The organism is Blastococcus sp. CT_GayMR20, from assembly GCF_004570345.1.
Genome location: NZ_SPQM01000058.1, coordinates 14,389 through 29,401, shown reverse-complemented (window position 1 = coordinate 29,401; position 15,013 = coordinate 14,389). Strand labels below are relative to the sequence as shown.

General features: G+C 74.3%; 18 protein-coding genes. 7 read left to right on the top strand and 11 right to left on the bottom strand.

The features are described from left to right. The 6 genes from E4P40_RS14530 to E4P40_RS14505 all read right to left on the bottom strand — a co-directional run. A partial coding sequence (locus E4P40_RS14530) for a glycerol-3-phosphate dehydrogenase/oxidase (RefSeq protein WP_135159277.1) occupies positions 1-1,281 on the bottom strand: 1,281 nt, incomplete at its 3' end. A gap of 47 nt (positions 1,282-1,328) precedes the next feature. Continuing rightward, positions 1,329-2,348, bottom strand: a complete 1,020-nt coding sequence (locus tag E4P40_RS14525) for a cation diffusion facilitator family transporter (protein WP_135159276.1) — start codon at positions 2,346-2,348, stop codon at positions 1,329-1,331. Beyond that, positions 2,345-3,487 carry an SIS domain-containing protein gene (locus E4P40_RS14520; protein WP_135159275.1) on the bottom strand — a complete coding sequence of 381 codons (1,143 nt, stop codon included), beginning with the start codon at positions 3,485-3,487 and terminating at the stop codon, positions 2,345-2,347. The genes E4P40_RS14525 and E4P40_RS14520 overlap by 4 nt, the downstream gene beginning before the upstream one ends. Beyond that, positions 3,484-3,684: a Trm112 family protein gene (locus tag E4P40_RS14515; protein ID WP_135159274.1), complete on the bottom strand. Its 201-nt coding sequence runs from the start codon at positions 3,682-3,684 to the stop codon at positions 3,484-3,486. Before E4P40_RS14515 ends, E4P40_RS14520 begins: the two co-directional genes overlap by 4 nt. Then, positions 3,681-5,045, bottom strand: coding sequence for a phosphomannomutase/phosphoglucomutase (locus E4P40_RS14510; RefSeq protein WP_135159273.1), 1,365 nt, complete (start codon positions 5,043-5,045; stop codon positions 3,681-3,683). The genes E4P40_RS14515 and E4P40_RS14510 overlap by 4 nt, the downstream gene beginning before the upstream one ends. A 97-nt stretch (positions 5,046-5,142) precedes the next feature. Beyond that, entirely contained in the window at positions 5,143-5,493 is a 351-nt protein-coding gene (locus E4P40_RS14505) for a DUF3499 domain-containing protein (RefSeq protein ID WP_135159272.1), read from the bottom strand. Between the two features lie 164 nt (positions 5,494-5,657). Here E4P40_RS14505 and E4P40_RS14500 point away from each other — a divergent pair, with 164 nt between their 5' ends. Next, positions 5,658-6,116 (top strand): metallopeptidase family protein, encoded by a 459-nt coding sequence (locus E4P40_RS14500; protein WP_135159271.1) that lies wholly within the window; start codon positions 5,658-5,660, stop codon positions 6,114-6,116. A gap of 36 nt (positions 6,117-6,152) precedes the next feature. Next, positions 6,153-7,136, top strand: a complete 984-nt coding sequence (locus E4P40_RS14495; RefSeq protein ID WP_135159270.1) for a hypothetical protein — start codon at positions 6,153-6,155, stop codon at positions 7,134-7,136. A 7-nt stretch (positions 7,137-7,143) separates the two neighbouring features. Here E4P40_RS14495 and E4P40_RS14490 read toward each other — a convergent pair whose 3' ends face one another. Continuing rightward, a complete protein-coding gene (locus tag E4P40_RS14490; RefSeq protein WP_245160349.1) occupies positions 7,144-7,956 on the bottom strand; it encodes a hypothetical protein in 813 nt (270 codons plus the stop codon). Positions 7,957-8,091: 135 nt separating this feature from the next. Further along, complete coding sequence (locus E4P40_RS14485; protein ID WP_167762240.1) at positions 8,092-8,358, bottom strand: WhiB family transcriptional regulator; 267 nt, start codon at positions 8,356-8,358, stop codon at positions 8,092-8,094. Positions 8,359-8,685: 327 nt separating this feature from the next. On the opposite strand from E4P40_RS14485, the gene cofD reads away from it, so the two are divergent. The 4 genes from cofD to rfbA are packed head-to-tail and all read left to right on the top strand — an operon-like array spanning position 8,686 to position 12,206. Beyond that, positions 8,686-9,636, top strand: a complete 951-nt coding sequence (gene cofD, locus E4P40_RS14480) for a 2-phospho-L-lactate transferase (protein WP_135159267.1) — start codon at positions 8,686-8,688, stop codon at positions 9,634-9,636. Then, the gene (locus E4P40_RS14475) at positions 9,629-10,684 is read left to right on the top strand and encodes a coenzyme F420-0:L-glutamate ligase (RefSeq protein ID WP_135159266.1); all 1,056 of its coding nucleotides are present in this window, start codon (positions 9,629-9,631) and stop codon (positions 10,682-10,684) included. The genes cofD and E4P40_RS14475 overlap by 8 nt, the downstream gene beginning before the upstream one ends. 26 nt (positions 10,685-10,710) lie before the next feature. Next, complete coding sequence (rfbC, locus tag E4P40_RS14470) at positions 10,711-11,322, top strand: dTDP-4-dehydrorhamnose 3,5-epimerase (RefSeq protein ID WP_135159265.1); 612 nt, start codon at positions 10,711-10,713, stop codon at positions 11,320-11,322. 17 nt (positions 11,323-11,339) lie between these two features. After that, positions 11,340-12,206, top strand: a complete 867-nt coding sequence (rfbA, locus tag E4P40_RS14465) for a glucose-1-phosphate thymidylyltransferase RfbA (RefSeq protein ID WP_135159264.1) — start codon at positions 11,340-11,342, stop codon at positions 12,204-12,206. A 6-nt stretch (positions 12,207-12,212) separates the two neighbouring features. Here rfbA and E4P40_RS14460 read toward each other — a convergent pair whose 3' ends face one another. After that, positions 12,213-12,590 carry a DoxX family protein gene (locus E4P40_RS14460; protein WP_135159263.1) on the bottom strand — a complete coding sequence of 126 codons (378 nt, stop codon included), beginning with the start codon at positions 12,588-12,590 and terminating at the stop codon, positions 12,213-12,215. A 103-nt stretch (positions 12,591-12,693) separates the two neighbouring features. Here E4P40_RS14460 and E4P40_RS14455 point away from each other — a divergent pair, with 103 nt between their 5' ends. Beyond that, positions 12,694-13,191, top strand: a complete 498-nt coding sequence (locus tag E4P40_RS14455; RefSeq protein ID WP_135159262.1) for a MarR family transcriptional regulator — start codon at positions 12,694-12,696, stop codon at positions 13,189-13,191. Here E4P40_RS14455 and E4P40_RS14450 read toward each other — a convergent pair. Both E4P40_RS14450 and E4P40_RS14445 read right to left on the bottom strand, forming a co-directional pair. Further along, positions 13,188-14,006, bottom strand: a complete 819-nt coding sequence (locus E4P40_RS14450) for a DNA-3-methyladenine glycosylase 2 family protein (RefSeq protein ID WP_245160348.1) — start codon at positions 14,004-14,006, stop codon at positions 13,188-13,190. The two genes, E4P40_RS14455 and E4P40_RS14450, sit on opposite strands and share 4 nt — an antisense overlap. Before the next feature lie 154 nt (positions 14,007-14,160). Continuing rightward, a complete protein-coding gene (locus E4P40_RS14445) occupies positions 14,161-14,931 on the bottom strand; it encodes an SDR family NAD(P)-dependent oxidoreductase (RefSeq protein ID WP_135159260.1) in 771 nt (256 codons plus the stop codon). Positions 14,932-15,013 lie beyond the last annotated feature (82 nt).

Here is a 15,013-nt window from a genome sequence, read left to right as displayed (position 1 = left end):
CAAGGGCAGCAGCGCCGTGCGGGACGGCGGCACGCCGGGAAGTCCCTCCACCGCGGCGTCGACGGCGTCCTCCGCCATCACGCGGTAGGTCGTGTACTTGCCGCCGGCCACGAGGACGAGACCCGGCACCGGCATGACGACGGCGTGCTCGCGGGAGAGCCGGCTCGTCTCGTCCGACTCCCCCGCCAGCAGCGGGCGGAGGCCCGCGTAGACGCCGAGGCAGTCGTCGACGGAGACGGGGCGGACGAGCACCCGGTTGACCTGGTCGAGGATGTAGTCGATGTCGGCGCTGCTCGCGGCCGGGTGGTCGCGGTCCAGCCTCCAGGGCGTGTCCGTGGTCCCGACGATCCAGCGCTCGCCCCACGGGATGACGAACAGGACGCTCGTCGGGGTGCGCAGGATCAGCCCCGCCTGGGTCCCGCCGGAGGCCGCGAGGTCCGCGCCGTCGATCGCCGACCGCGGCAGGACCAGGTGCACCCCCTTGGAGGCGCGGACCTTCAGGCTCGGCGCCGAGACGCCGAGCATGTCCCCGATGTCGTCGCTCCAGACGCCGGTGGCGGCGATGACGCTGCGCGCCCGCACGGTGAACGACGAGCCGTCGGTCAGGTCGGCCACGTGCACGCCCACCACCGGCGCGTCCGGTCCGTCGCCGTCCCGCAGGAGACCGACCACCCGAGCGCTGGAGAGCACCCGCGCGCCGTAACCGGCCGCCGTCCGGACGACGGCCAGGGTGTGACGGGCGTCGTCGACCTGGGCGTCCCAGTAGCGGATCGCCCCCCGCACCACGTCCCCGCGCAGCGCCGGGAACGCCTCGAGGGTGGCCTTCCGGGACAGGTGCCGGTGGCGCGGGATCGCCCGGCCGGACGTGAACGCGGCGCCGAGGACGTCGTAGAGCGCCACGCCCGCCCCGAAGTACGCCCGCTGGTAGACCGGCTTCGTGAGCGGCAGCAGGAACGGCAGGGGCGTCACCAGGTGCGGCGCGATGGTGCGCACCAGCCGGGCGCGCTCGGACAGCGCCTCGTGCACCAGCGGGAAGGCGAACTGCTCCAGGTAGCGCAGCCCGCCGTGGATGAGCTTGCTGGAGCGGCTGGACGTGCCGGCCGCCCAGTCGCGCGCCTCCAGCAGTGCCACCGTCAGCCCGCGGCTGGCCGCGTCGAGGGCGGCACCCGCCCCGGTCACCCCACCACCGATCACCAGGACGTCGACCACGTCGTCGGCCAGTCGGGCTCGGTCGGCCCTCCGGCGCTCCGGTGACAGGTTCGTGCGGCTCTCGTCCCCCATGCCGACCACTGTCCCCCTCCGGCTCCCGAACGTCCGCGAGGTCCGCGTCACGCGCCGGGCGCGGCGCCCGCGGCGGAGGCCGCCGGGTCGGCCGGGCGCCGGATGTCGGGCTCGAGGTAGATCACCCGGGCGATCGGCACGGCGGCCCGGATGCGCTCCTCGGTGGCATCGATGCCGCGGGCGACGTCCTCGCCGGTCTGACCGGAACCGACGGCGACCTTGGCGGCCACCAGCAGCTCGTCGGGGCCGAGGTGCAGCGTCTTCATGTGGATGATCGAGAGGACGGCGTCGCCCGCCTCGATCGCCGCGACGATCTTGCGCTGGTCCTCCGGCGTCGCGGACTCCCCGAGCAGCAGGCTCTTGGTCTCGATCGCCAGGATCACGGCGATGACGACCAGCAGGATGCCGATGGCGACGGTGCCGAGGCCGTCGTAGATCCCGTTGCCGGTCAGCGTCGCGACGCCCACGCCGAGCAGCGCGAGCACCAGCCCCGTCAGCGCGCCGATGTCCTCGAGGAGGATGACCGGCAGCTCCGGCTGGCGGGCGGTCCGGATGAACCTCCAGTAGCTCTGCCCCGGGGCCTTCACCGCGGCGGTCTCGTGGACCGCCGTCCGCAGCGAGAAGCTCTCGAGCACGATCGCGACGACGAGGACGCCCAGCGCCCAGCCCGGTGAGGTGAGCTCCTCCGGGTGCTGCAGCTTGTGCACGCCCTCGTAGATCGCGAACAGGCCGCCGACGCTGAACAGCACGATCGCGACGATGAAGGCGTAGATGTAGCGGTCCCGCCCGTACCCGAAGGGGTGCTCGGGGGTCGCCTCGCGCGCCGCCCGCTTCCCGCCGACCAGCAGCAGCACCTGGTTGCCGGAGTCGGCCACCGAGTGGATCGCCTCGGCCAGCATCGACGACGCGCCGGTGACGAGGAAGGCGATGAACTTGGCGGTCGCGATGCCGATGTTGGCGATCAGCGCGGCGATGATGGCCCGCGTGCCGTGGCCCCCGCCGTGCGCCTCAGCTCCTGCTCCCTCGCCCGCGCCGTGCTCCGTCGCGGCCTCCGACCCGCTGGTCATGCGTGGAGCGCCCTCTCGTTGTCCAGTGCGAGCGCCAGGTAGACGGCGGCGAAGTCGGCGACGGCCAGCTGGCGGGCGAGGCGGGGAAGCCGCGGGAACCGGGTGGGGTCGCCGTGCTCGGCCAGCCCGCTGACGGGGATGGTGTGGGCGGCAGCGGTGCGCAGGACCTCGTCCATCGCCCCGGCGGCCGAGCGCGGCTCCCGCTCCTCCCCGCCGTCGGCCTCGCCGGCGTCGGTGTCGCGGATGGTGAGCAGCCGCAGCCGGCGACCGGCGTCGTCCTCCCGGTCGCGGAAGAAGTCGTCGGCGTCGCGCGGCGCCAGCGGCCCGCCGAGGACGGCGCACGCCGCCACGCGCTGGTCAGGCAGGCGGAACGCGGTGACCGGCAGGCCGGCCAACGTGGCGAGCTGGTCCTCGATCCGGGTCGCCGCGGCACCGGCGAGCGGGCCCTCCGCGGCGATGATCGGCAGGGCGTCGAGGAGTTCCAGCGCCAGGGTCTTCGCCGGGTTCACGAACGACTCCTGGGCGGGCCCGCACTCGCCGGCGACCTCGTCCAGAGCCGCGGCGATCGCCTCCGGCTCGGCCACGCCGGGCGCGAGCAGACCGAGCTCGGTGGCGAGTTGCAGCATCGGCGTCAGCAGCGACCACAGCGTCGCCTGCCGCACGCGGGTGCGCGGCAGTGCGACGTAGGGCGCGCGGGCGGTCGAGCACGCCGCGCGCAGGGGACCGTCCTCCGACCCGATGCCGACCAGGGACACCCCTCGGCGCGCGGCCTCGTAGGCGGGGGCGACGGCGTACCGGCCGGCACCGGTCCGCGTGGCGACGACGGCGATGTCGCTCGGGCCGGTCCACACGGGCAGCGACGGCCCCGGGACCACGTCCACGGTGACCGGGCTGGACGGCCCCAGCAGGGCGCGAAGCACCGAGGCGGCCACCGCCCCCTCGCGGCGCCCGACGATGACGAGCCCGCGGGGCCGGCCGCCCTCGGTGACCCGGCCCAGCCCGGCCTCCTGGGTCAGCCGGGCCGTCTCGCGCACCTGGGCCCCGGAGCCGGCGACCGCAGGCAGCAGCTCGCGGGGGTCGCGCGCACGGAGGAGCTCGAGGTCGTCGAGGACCTCCTCGGCGAACTCGGGGCGCGTCATGACGTGCGGTGCCGCGCCTCGTCCAGCAGCAGCACCGGGATCCCGTCGCGGACCGGGAAGGCGCGGTCGCACGTCGTGCAGAGCAGCTCGCTCGCCGCCTCGTCCACCGTCAGCGGGCTGTGGTGCGTGTCCGGGCACGCGAGGATCGCCAGCAGCTGCGGGTCGAGCCCGAGGGGCCCGGTCGTGGCATCGGTCATGCGCGGACCATCCCCAGGATCTGGTCCCGCAGCTCGGCCATCCGCGTCTCGTCGGGCGCCTCGACGTTGAGCCGCAGGAGCGGTTCGGTGTTGCTGGCCCGCAGGTTGAACCACGAGCCGTCGGGCAGCTCGATCGTCAGCCCGTCGAGCTCGTCCACGGTGACGCCGTCCTGCCCGGCGAAGGTGTCGCGCACCTGCGCCGTGCTCGCGGCGGCGTCGGCCACGGTGGAGTTGATCTCGCCGGAGGCCGCGTAGCGGCTGTAGGCCGCGGTGAGCTCCGACAGCGGCCGCGACTGCTCCCCCAGCGCGGCGAGCACGTGCATGGCCGCGAGCATGCCCGTGTCGGCCCGCCAGAAATCGCGGAAGTAGTAGTGCGCGGAGTGCTCGCCACCGAAGACGGCGTTCGTGCGGGCCATCTCGGCCTTGATGAAGGAGTGCCCCACGCGGGTCCGCACCGGCTCGCCGCCGTGCTCGCGCACGATCTCCGGGACGGCGCGGGAGGTGATCAGGTTGTGGATGATCGTGGTGCCGTGGCCCTTGGCCAGCTCGCGGACGGCGACGAGCGCGGTGACGGCCGACGGGCTGACCGGATCACCCTTCTCGTCGACCACGAAGACGCGGTCGGCGTCGCCGTCGAAGGCGAGCCCGATGTCGGCCCCGTGCTCCGGCACCGCGGCCTGCAGGTCGACGAGGTTCTTCGGGTCCAGCGGGTTGGCCTCGTGGTTCGGGAAGGATCCGTCGAGCTCGAAGTACATCGGCACGACCTCCAGGGGCAGCCCGGCCAGGACGACGGGGACGGTGTGCCCGCCCATGCCGTTGCCGGCGTCGACGACGACCTTGAGCGGACGGACGTTCGAGAGGTCGACCAGCCCGTGCAGGTGGGCGGCGTACTCGGCGAGCACGTCCCGCTGGCTGACCGTGCCGACCCGCTCCGGTTCCCGGTCGTAGCTGTCGCGCTCGGCCCACTCCCGGATCGTCGCCAGCCCGGAGTCCTGGCCGATCGGTGCGGCGCCCGCGCGGCAGAGCTTGATGCCGTTGTACTGCGCGGGGTTGTGGCTGGCCGTGAACATGGCGCCCGGCATGTCCAGGGAGCCCGCGGCGAAGTACAGCATGTCGGTGGAGCCGAGCCCGGCCTCCACGACGTCCACACCTCGGCTGATCACGCCTTCGGCGAAGGCGCGCGACAGCGGGATGGAGGAGTCGCGCATGTCGTGCGCGGTCACCACGGACGTCGTGCCGCTGTCGGTGCGCACGAACTCGGCGAACGCCGCGCCGATGGCCCTGCTGGTCGCCTCGTCCCACTCGTCGGGGACGACGCCGCGGACGTCATAGGCCTTGATGATCGACGACAGGTCCGGCAACGCAGTTCACCCTCGCACTCGGGAAATCAGGCAGACCGGGCGAACACCCGGCGGGCCGACCCTAACGGCGGAGCGGGACCTGAGCGCGAGGGGCGCTTCAGGACAGGTCGGGAAGGACCCGGAGGTGGCCGCGACGCGTGCCGCTGCCGTCGTCCGCGGGATTGCGCGGCGGCTCGGGCCGGGCCGCCTCGCGCACGGCGTCGGCCAGGGCCAGCAGGTCGTCACCGGTCGGGCCGGCGTCGTCGAGATCGATCTCGTGGCGGACGACCTCCCACCCGCGCGGCACGGTGAGCCGCTCGGCGTGGAACTCGCAGAGGTCGTAGCTGTGCGGCTCGGAGAACGTCGCCAAGGGACCCACGACAGCGGTCGACTCCGCGTAGACGTAGGTCAGGGTCGCCGCTGCCGGTTGCGCGCAGCCGCTGCGCGAGCAGCGACGTGACTGCCTCACCACCGGTTCCTCACGCATCGCACAGTAATCGCGCACGGCCGTGGATGGCAGCAGGCGCGACGGAAAACTGGGAGGGGGCGGACAGCCAGCCACATCCTGCACGATGACCCCGTGGGCCCCGACACCGGTCCCGGGCCCCTCGCCGGCCGTAGGCTGCCCCCGTCATGAGCCGCCCTCCACGCAGTCCCCGACGCGACCGACACGGCCGTGGCCTGCGCGGACGCCTGGTCCCGGCCGAGGTGCCACTGGCCCGCAGCCGCGCCGAGCAGTTCGACGACCTCGTGCTCGACGCCGTCGAGGACATCGAGCGGCGCTGGGAACGCGAGCTCGCCGGCGTGGAGTTCGCCGTCGAGGACGTGCCGTGGGTCGAGCACACGAGTCCCGACGAGGTCGTGCACGACTCCGACGTGCTCGACGACGGCAGCGTCCCCCTGGCGCGCGTGCTGCCCGCCCACCGCGAGAACGGGCAGGAGATCCCGCCGCGCATCGTGGTCTACCGCCGCCCCCTGGAGATCCGCGCCCACGACCGGGAGGACCTCGCCGACCTCGTCCGCGACGTCGTCGTCGACCAGGTCGCCGTCCTGCTGGGCCGGGACCCTGAGGAGATCGACCCCACCGGCTGAACCGGCGGGGCGACCGGAGCGCCCCGGCGTCCTGCGATGCTGAGCGGGATGGAGCCGGCCGGGATGGACGTCGCCGCGGCGCAGTCCCCGATGGCGCCCTGGCTGGTGCTGGGCGCCGTCCTGGGCGTCGCCCTGGTCGCGCTCGCCGCACTCGGCACGGTCCTGCTCCTGCGCCGGCCCGTCGGCGGGCGGACGCCGAGGGAGGAACCGCCGGCGCCCGTCGACGACCTCCAGCAGTTCCTCGAGCACCCACCCGGCTCCGCCGGTGCGCCGCCGTCGCCGATCACGGGATGGGCCGCGCTCAGCGCGCCTCCCCCGCCGTCCGCTCCGCCGGAGCCCCCTGCGGGGCGGGGCCGGCGGCAGACCACGACAGCACTGGCCGCGATGGGGGCCACGGCCCTCGTGCTGGTGGGCGTCGCCGCGGCGCTCGCCGTCGCGGCGCAGGAGTCGGAGGCCCCGCGCAGCCAGGCGCGGGCGACGTCGCCGACCGGAACCGTCCCGGAGACCCGCGAGGCCGGCGCGCTGGCCGGCGCCTCCGTCGTACCGGGTCGCGACGGCCTGGCGGCGCACGTGCGCTTCGGCGGCGTCGTCCTGGAGCGGCGGGCGGTGGGCGTGACCGCCGCCTATCCGCGGCTCACCGTGACGTCCGACGGCGAGGACGCCGTCGCCCACGTCGAGCTGCTCACGTTCAACTGCCTGACCGGACGGGCGCCCGCCGATCCGGTCGCCGCCGGCTGCGTGGCGTCGCTGACCGAGTACGCGGACCTCGCGGCACCCGCCCTCGAGGTGTCGAGGGACGGCGATGACCTGCGCATCTCCGGCAGATTCCCGACGTACCTGCGGCCGAACGGATCGGCGCCCGCGTGGACCGGCCGCGCCTACGAGCTGACGGCCCGGGTCGAGCCGCGCTCCGGGGACCCCGACGAGGGCTGGGTGGCCGCCACGGGGGTCCTCACCCTGGGCGAGGACCGCGCCCGGACCACCGGCCAGGACGGCGACGAACTGCGCTTCGGCGGCTGACCGGCCCTCACGGCCATCGACGGGCCGGGGCGGTGAGGCTCACCAGCGGTGCACCCATCTCCTCGGACAGGCCCCCGATGGTCGTCCACCCCCACCAGGGCCACCGGTCGGCGCCTTCGACCAGGGTGAGCAGGCCCGCGCGGAGCACCGCGCCGTCGGCGACGACGGCCACCTCGACCTGCCCGATGGCGGCGTGCAGCCGCGCGGCCGCCCGGAGGAAGCCGCCCGCCCGCGGATCGTCCCCGTGCGCCAGCAGCCGGGGCAGCCACGACTCGAGGACACGGGGATCACGGCTGCGGACGGCGGGACCGGCGTCGTCCAGGCCGTCCACGAGGCGGACGCTGCGCCCGGTGCCGATCACGCCGTCCGGCTGCCGTGCCGCGAGGGCCCGGGCCGTGAGATCGCCCACGGGCAGGCCGCTGAGCCGCAACCGTGTCGGGCCGCGCAGGGAGTCGAGCAGGTCGCAGATCCCGCCGGCCAACCGGTCCGCGAGGTCCGGGCCGCGGGCCAGCAGCCGGGACGGGGCCCGCCCGGGCGGCAGCGGGCCGGCCGACTGCCCGAGCAGGGTCACCTCGGTGACCCAGCACCGGCGCCGGAGGGTGAGGAACGCCACGGCGTCGGGCCGGTCGTGCCGGTGCTCCGCGACGACCACGGCGGCCGGCCGCACCCCGGGCCGGTGGTGCGCGGCCTGGTGGTTCAGGACGGCGGTGAGCCACGGCGCCCGGGCGGTCACCGGGGCGGCGAGATCGGCCATCAGCGGCGCCGCCGCACGGATCTCCTGGACGACCCGCGGCCGATCAAGGGCGACGCGCGTGGACACGGTGCGAATAGCACCACAGCCGCCGACGGGAACCGTCGGCGGCTGTGGTGGAGGACCCGCGGAGGGGTCAGCAGGTCCTGTCGTACTCGACCCCCTGCAGGGGCCCGCTGCGAGCGGGGGGCAGGGGGTCCTTTCTCAGACGGCGCGGCGACGCAGGCGGCGACGCTCACGCTCGGAGAGGCCGCCCCAGATGCCGAAGCGCTCGTCGTTGGCGAGGGCGTACTCCAGGCACTGGGCCTTGACCTCGCAACCGGTGCAGATCTTCTTGGCCTCGCGCGTCGAGCCGCCCTTCTCCGGAAAGAACGCCTCCGGGTCGGTCTCGGCGCACAGGGCCTGCTCCTGCCACGACTGGGCGTCGGACTCGGCCCCGATGCCCAGGAGGCCGGCGATCCCCTGGCCCATGCCCACGCCCTGGCCGGCGCCCGCACCGAACCGGTCCGGCCGGTCGTTGCCACTGACGTAGTCGCTCAACCACGAAACCTCGGCCATGACGGTGCGTCCCCTCTCGCTGTTGCCCCGGTGCGCGGTGTCCGGGACGTTCCCGGTCCGCCCTGCACTCGTTGACATCGGCGGAATTACACGCGTGTCGTTGCCTGTCCGTCAACTTCGCCCGGTGTAAGCGACACGCCACACCAGCCCCACCCGTACCAGGCGTTCGTCAGATCTCGTCCCTACCCCCGACACGCCCGTAGAACAGTCGACAACTGCCTATCGGGCACGATGTGTTTCGTGAAGATCGTCGTGCTGGCCGGAGGGACCGGTGGGGCTCGTTTCCTCCGCGGGGTGCGCGCCGCGGCGCCGGAGGCGCAGATCACCGCCGTCGTGAACACCGGCGACGACGTCACGATGCACGGCCTGCGGATCTGCCCGGACCTCGACACCGTCGTCTACACCCTCGGCGGCGGCATCGACGAGGAGCGGGGCTGGGGCCGCGCCGGCGAGAGCTGGACGGTCAAGGAGGAGCTGACCGCATACGACGCCGACCCCGACTGGTTCGGCCTCGGCGACCGCGACCTCGCCACGCACCTGATCCGCACGCGGATGCTCGACGCCGGCTACCCGCTGTCGGCGGTCACCGCGGCGCTGGCTGCCCGCTGGCAGCCGGGCGTCACCGTCCTGCCGATGAGCGACCAGCGCGTGGAGACCCACGTCGTCGTGACGGATCCCGACACCGACCGCCAGCAGGCCATCCACTTCCAGGAATGGTGGGTGCGCCACCGCGCGGCGCTGGACCCGGCGGCGTTCGTCCAGGTGGGGGTCGAGGCCGCGCGGCCGGGCCCCGGGGTGGTCGAGGCGTTCGCCGCCGCCGACGCCGTCCTCCTCGCGCCGTCCAACCCGGTGGTCTCGATCGGCACCGTCCTCGGGGTCCCGGGGCTCCGGGAGGCGCTGCTCAGCTCGCCGGCCCGCATCGCCGGGGTCTCGCCGATCGTGGGTGGCGCCGTCGTCCGCGGGATGGCCGACCGCTGCCTGCCCGTCCTGGGCATCGAGGTCAGCGCCGAGGGCGTCGGCCGGCACTACGGAGCGCGGGCCTCCGGTGGCCTGCTCGACGCCTGGCTGGTGGCACCGGGCGACGGCGCGACGGTCCCAGGGGTCGACGTCCGCGAGGTGCCGCTCCTCATGTCCTCGCCCGAGGCGACCGAAGCCCTGGCGCGGGCCGCCCTCGACGCCGCCCATGCCTGAGCTGCCGGCGGGGCTTTCGGTCCTGCCCGTCCACGGCCTGCCCGAGTTCGGCCCCGGCGACGACCTCGCCGGCGCCCTCGCCGCCGCCGCTCCCTGGCTGGCCGACGGCGACGTCGTCGTCGTCACCTCCAAGGCCGTCTCCAAGACCGAGGGGCGCCTGGTCGTCGTCCCACCGGGCGCCGACCGCGAGCAGCTCCGGCTGCACGCGGTCGAGGCGGAGGCCGTCCGCGTGGTCGCCCGCCGGGGCCCGCTCGCCATCGTGCAGACGCGGCAGGGCTGGGTCGTGGCCGCGGCGGGCATCGACGCCTCCAACGTCGGTCAGGACGCGCTGGTCCTGCTCCCCGAGGACGCCGACGCCTCCGCACGCGCCCTGCGGGAACGGCTGCGCGAGCTGCTCGGCGTGGACGTCGCCGTCGTGGTGAGCGACACCTTCGGCCGGACCTGGCGCGAGGGGCTCACCGACGTGGCGGTGGGATCGGCCGGCATCGCCGCGCTCACCGACCACCGTGGCGCGGTCGACGCCTTCGGCAACCGCCTGGAGACGACGCGGGTCGCCCTCGTCGACGAGCTGGCATCGGCTGCCGACCTGGTGAAGGGCAAGCTCGCCGGCGTCCCCGTCGCAGTGGTCCGCGGCCTGGTGGTCGACCGGCCGGAGCCGGACGAGGGCACCCGGCCGCTGGTCCGGCTGCCGGAGGACGACCTCTTCCCGTACGGCGCCCGCGACCTCGTCGGCTCGCGCGCCCCCGCGGCGGAGCTCGTGCCGCGGGCCGGCGAGCTGGCGGCGGTGGCCGAGGCCTTCCGCGTCGCCAGCGCCGCGCTCCCGGAGTTCCCCGTGGTCCTGCGCTACGGAGGCGAGGAGGACGGCGTGGTCGACGTCCACCTCTCCGACGCGGTGACCATCACGACGGCGCTCAACCTCGGGGCGCTGCTGGGCGCGGCTGTCGTCCAGCTGCACGCCGAGGGCTGGACCACCCGCTGGGAGCCGGTCGGGACGCCCGGCGGCTCCTCACTCGTGGGGAGGTTGTGGCTCGGCACGCCGCCGTCGTGAGCACGGTGCTTCGCTAGCGTCAGGGTGTGGACATCCGCGAACTGGCCGTGCCGGACAGCTACGTGCTGGACCTCGTGCCGCACGGCGACACCCGCGGGCGGTTCACCGAGTGGTACCGGACCGACATCCTCTCCGAAGTGCTCGGCTACGAGTTCACCCTCGCCCAGGCCAACCACAGCGTCTCCACGCGCGGCGCCCTGCGGGGCGTGCACTTCGCGCTCGTCCCGCCGGGCCAGGCGAAGTACGTCTACTGCGCCGTCGGCAAGGTGCTGGACGTGACCGTCGACATCCGGGTGGGTTCGCCGACCTTCGGGATGCACGACGCGGTCGTGCTCGACAGCGAGACGCCGCGAGCGGTCTACCTCTCCGAGGGGCTCGGGCACGCCTTCGTGTCGCTCGCGGACTCCAGCTCGGTCACGTACCTGGTCTCCACGCTCTACAGCCCGGGGAAGGAGTTCGGGATCGACCCCTTGGACCCCGCGCTGGCCCTGCCGTGGCCCACCGATCTCGACCTGACGTTCTCCCCCAAGGACCGCGCCGCGCCGAGTCTGGACGAGGCCGTCGCTCAGGGGCTGCTGCCCAGCATGGAGCAGTGCGCGGCCCGCTACGCCGAGCTGCGCGGACTGTCCGTCCGCTAGCCCAGTAGGGTCGCGAAGTGCGCGGAATCATTCTGGCCGGCGGCACGGGGAGCCGGCTGTTCCCGATCACGCAGGCCGTGAGCAAGCAGCTCATGCCGGTCTACGACAAACCGATGATCTACTACCCGCTGTCCACGCTGATGATGGCCGGCGTCCGCGACGTCCTGATCATCACCACGCCCGCCGACCAGGACGCCTTCCGCGCCCTGCTCGGCGACGGCCTGCGGCTGGGCATGCGCATCGAGTACGCCGTCCAGCCCCGGCCCGAGGGCCTCGCGCAGGCCTTCCTCATCGGCGCGGACTTCCTCGACGGCGAGGCGGCGGCCCTCGTGCTCGGCGACAACATCTTCTACGGCGCCGGCCTCGGCACGGCTCTGAGCCGCCTCCCCGCACCCGCGGGCGGGCACGTCTTCGCCTACCACGTCGCCAACCCCCAGGAGTACGGCGTCGTGGAGTTCGACGGCGAAGGCAGGGTGATCTCCATCGAGGAGAAGCCGACCGCGCCCAAGAGCTCCTACGCCGTCCCGGGCCTCTACTTCTACGCCGGTGACATCGTCGAGGTCGCCCGCAGCATCACACCCAGCGCCCGGGGCGAGCTGGAGATCACCGCCGTCAACGAGCACTACCTGCGCGACGGCCGGCTGACCGTCACCGCGCTCGACCGCGGCACGGCGTGGCTGGACACCGGCACGTTCGCGTCACTGCGGCAGGCGACCGAGTTCGTATCCGTGGTCGAGGAGCGGCAGGGACTGAAGATCGGCTGCATCGAGGAGGTCGCCTGGCGCAACGGCTGGCTGGACGACGACGGGCTGCGCCGGGCTGCCGATCCATTGGCCAAGAGCGGCTACGGCGACTACCTGCTGAGCCTGCTCGGCGGCCGCTGACCTGCGTCAGGCGGTGAAGGACCAGGGGCCGAACCGGCCCCAGGCGACGACGGCGGCCAGCAGCAGGAGCACCACGTTGACCGCGATCATCGGGGTCTCGCTGCGGCGGGCGTGGGTGATCGCAGCCCCGATCATCAGGGCGATCAGACCGACGGCGGCCAGCGGCACCAGCACGGGGAGCACGTCCAGCGCCGCAGGGAGGACGAGCCCGATCGCGGCCAGCACCTCCAGAGCGCCGATGAGCTTCACCATGCCGGGCGAGAAGTCCTCGACCCAGGCCATGCTCGCGGCCAGCTTCTCCTTCGGCTGGGTCAGCTTGGTCAGGCCCGCACCGAGGAAGGCGAGGGCCAGCAGGCCGGCGATGATCCACAGGACGACGTTCATGGCGTTCTCCCGTTCTCCGACGACCCACCCCGATGGTTGAAGCGTCAAGTGCGACCGTAAGGTCCAACAGTTGAAGCGTCAAGTGTTGCGGTAGGCTGTGCTCGTGCCGAGTACCGACGAACCGCGGTGGCTGGACGCGGACGAGCGCGCCGCCTGGCTGGCCCTGGCCGGTGTGATCACGGTGCTGCCCGCGGCGCTCGACGCCCAGCTGCAGCGGGACGTCGGCCTGAGCCACTTCGAGTACATGGTCCTGGCGATGCTGTCCGAGCGGCCGACGCGGACCGCGCGGATGAGCGAGCTCGCGGCGCTCGCCAACGGCTCCCTCTCGCGGCTCTCCCACGTCGCGCGTCGCCTGGAGAACCAGGGGTTCCTCGCGCGGGAGGCCTGTGCCGAGGACCGCCGGGCGACGAACGCCGTCCTCACCGACGCCGGCTACGCGAAGGTCGTGGCCACCGCTCCCGGCCACGTCGCCACCGTCCGGCAGCTCGTCTTCGACGCCCTGAGCCCGGCCGAGCGCGACCACCTGCGCACCATCGGCGACCGGGTCCTCGGCCGGGTCCTGCCCGGCGGGGCATGCGGGCCCCCGCCCGCCGCGACCTAGATCGACCGGTAGTCGGTCGGCGCGAAGCGCGGCCCGCGCCGGGGCCGGCGGGGACCGCCGGCCAGCAGCAGCCGCACCACCCGCTGGCGGTGACCGCGCCACGGTTCGAGCAGGTCCAGCATCCCGGCGTCGTCGGTGTTCCTCCGGCCGGCCAGCGCGAACCCGACGATGTTCTTCAGGTGGTAGTCGCCGACGCTCACCGTGTCCGGGCAGCCCAGCGTCCGCTGCACGACCTCTGCCGCCGTCCAGACGCCGATGCCCGGGACGGAGCGCAGCCGCTTCTGCAGCGCCGCCGAGTCGCCGGCGACCTCGGGCTCCAGGCGCGACGCGACGGTCGCCACCGCCCGGAGCGCTCGGCGGCGGGCGCCGTCCAGACCGCAGGCGTGCCACTGCCAGTCGGTGACGTCCAGGACGCGCCGCGCCGAGGGCGGCACGCGCATCCCCTCGGGCGCCGGGCCCGGTGCCGGCTCCCCGGCGAGGCGCAGCAGCTCCCGCCACACCCGGTTCGCCTCGACGGTGGTCACCTTCTGCTCGAGGACGGCGGGCACGAGGGCGTCCCAGGTGCGCCCGGTGCGGCCCAGCCGCAACCAGGGCGTGCGCCGGTGCAGGTCCGCGACGAGCGGGTGACCGCCGGGGTCGAAGTCCCCGGCCGGGTCGTCGGCGCCCAGCCACTCCGGGACGGCCGCCCCGGCCCGCTCGGCCCCGGCCCCCCACGCGGCGACGTGCACCGTCCCGGACGTCATGGTGATGCGCACGGTGGCGGGGCCGTCCGGCGTCGTGGTGGTCCGCCACAGCCCGTCGGCGCCGATCCGCATCGTCGGGTCCCCGGTGCCGCGGCGGTGCGGGGACAGCGCCCCGAGCAGCTCGAGCGGCCAGTCGGGTCGCCACTGGGTCGCGAAGTCGGCCGCCGACAGCGTGCTGGTCAGGACGTTCCCCCGGGTGGTGCGGTGTGGTGCCGGCGTGAGCCGGTCAGCGTGGTGCCATGCGCAGGGCGCCGTCCATCCGGATGACCTCGCCGTTGAGGTAACCGTGCTCGACGATCGCGAGTGCCAGCTCGGCGAAGTCGGCCGGGCGGCCGAGACGCTTCGGGAAGGGTATGCCTGCGGACAGCGCCGTCCGCGCCTCCTCGGGAAGGCTGCCGAGCAGCGGCGTGTCGACCAGCCCGGGAGCGATCGTGCACACCCGCACGCCCACGCTGGAGAGATCGCGCGCGGCCGGCAGGGTCAGGCCCACGATGCCGCCCTTGGACGCGGCGTAGGCGACCTGGCCGATCTGCCCGTCGTAGGCGGCGATCGAGGCGGTGTTGACGATGACCCCGCGCTCGCCGTCCTCGCCCGGCTCCGTCGTCGACATCGCCGCGGCGGCCAGCCGCAGCACGTTGAAGGTGCCGACCAGGTTCACCATGACGGTCGTGGTGAAGGCGCCCAGGTCGTGCGGCTCGCCACCGCGGCCGACGGTCCGCTGCGCCCAGCCGATGCCGGCGCAGTTGACCGCGATGCGCAGCGGCCGGTCCTTGCCGGCCGCCTCGGCCACGGCGGCCTGGACGGACGCCTCGTCGGTGACGTCGGTGCGGACGAAGGTGGTGTGCCCGCCCAGCTCGTCGGCCAGCGCCCGGCCGCGGTCCTCCTGCAGGTCGAGGACGGTCACGGCGGCGCCGCGGGCGGCCAGTGCGCGGGTGGTCGCCTCGCCGAGCCCGGAGGCTCCCCCGGAGACCACGGCGGCGACGTCGAAGTTCTGCATGACCCGCAAGTTATCGCGCAGGGTTCGGCCTCCCTGCAGGGTCCCGCCACGAGCTTGCGAGTGGTGGGGACAGGGACGTCCT

Excerpts from the sequence above, each read along its gene's own strand:
- E4P40_RS14445 (WP_135159260.1), bottom strand. The coding sequence starts at position 14,931 with ATGCAGAACTTCGACGTCGCCGCCGTGGTCTCCGGGGGAGCCTCCGGG.
- E4P40_RS14520 (WP_135159275.1), bottom strand. The coding sequence starts at position 3,487 with ATGACGCGCCCCGAGTTCGCCGAGGAGGTCCTCGACGACCTCGAGCTC.
- E4P40_RS14485 (WP_167762240.1), bottom strand. The coding sequence starts at position 8,358 with ATGGGCCAGGGGATCGCCGGCCTCCTGGGCATCGGGGCCGAGTCCGAC.
- E4P40_RS14475 (WP_135159266.1), top strand. The coding sequence starts at position 9,629 with ATGCCTGAGCTGCCGGCGGGGCTTTCGGTCCTGCCCGTCCACGGCCTG.
- E4P40_RS14460 (WP_135159263.1), bottom strand. The coding sequence starts at position 12,590 with ATGAACGTCGTCCTGTGGATCATCGCCGGCCTGCTGGCCCTCGCCTTC.
- E4P40_RS14495 (WP_135159270.1), top strand. The coding sequence starts at position 6,153 with ATGCTGAGCGGGATGGAGCCGGCCGGGATGGACGTCGCCGCGGCGCAG.
- E4P40_RS14515 (WP_135159274.1), bottom strand. The coding sequence starts at position 3,684 with ATGACCGATGCCACGACCGGGCCCCTCGGGCTCGACCCGCAGCTGCTG.
- E4P40_RS14500 (WP_135159271.1), top strand. The coding sequence starts at position 5,658 with ATGAGCCGCCCTCCACGCAGTCCCCGACGCGACCGACACGGCCGTGGC.
- E4P40_RS14525 (WP_135159276.1), bottom strand. The coding sequence starts at position 2,348 with ATGACCAGCGGGTCGGAGGCCGCGACGGAGCACGGCGCGGGCGAGGGA.
- E4P40_RS14450 (WP_245160348.1), bottom strand. The coding sequence starts at position 14,006 with ATGCGGATCGGCGCCGACGGGCTGTGGCGGACCACCACGACGCCGGAC.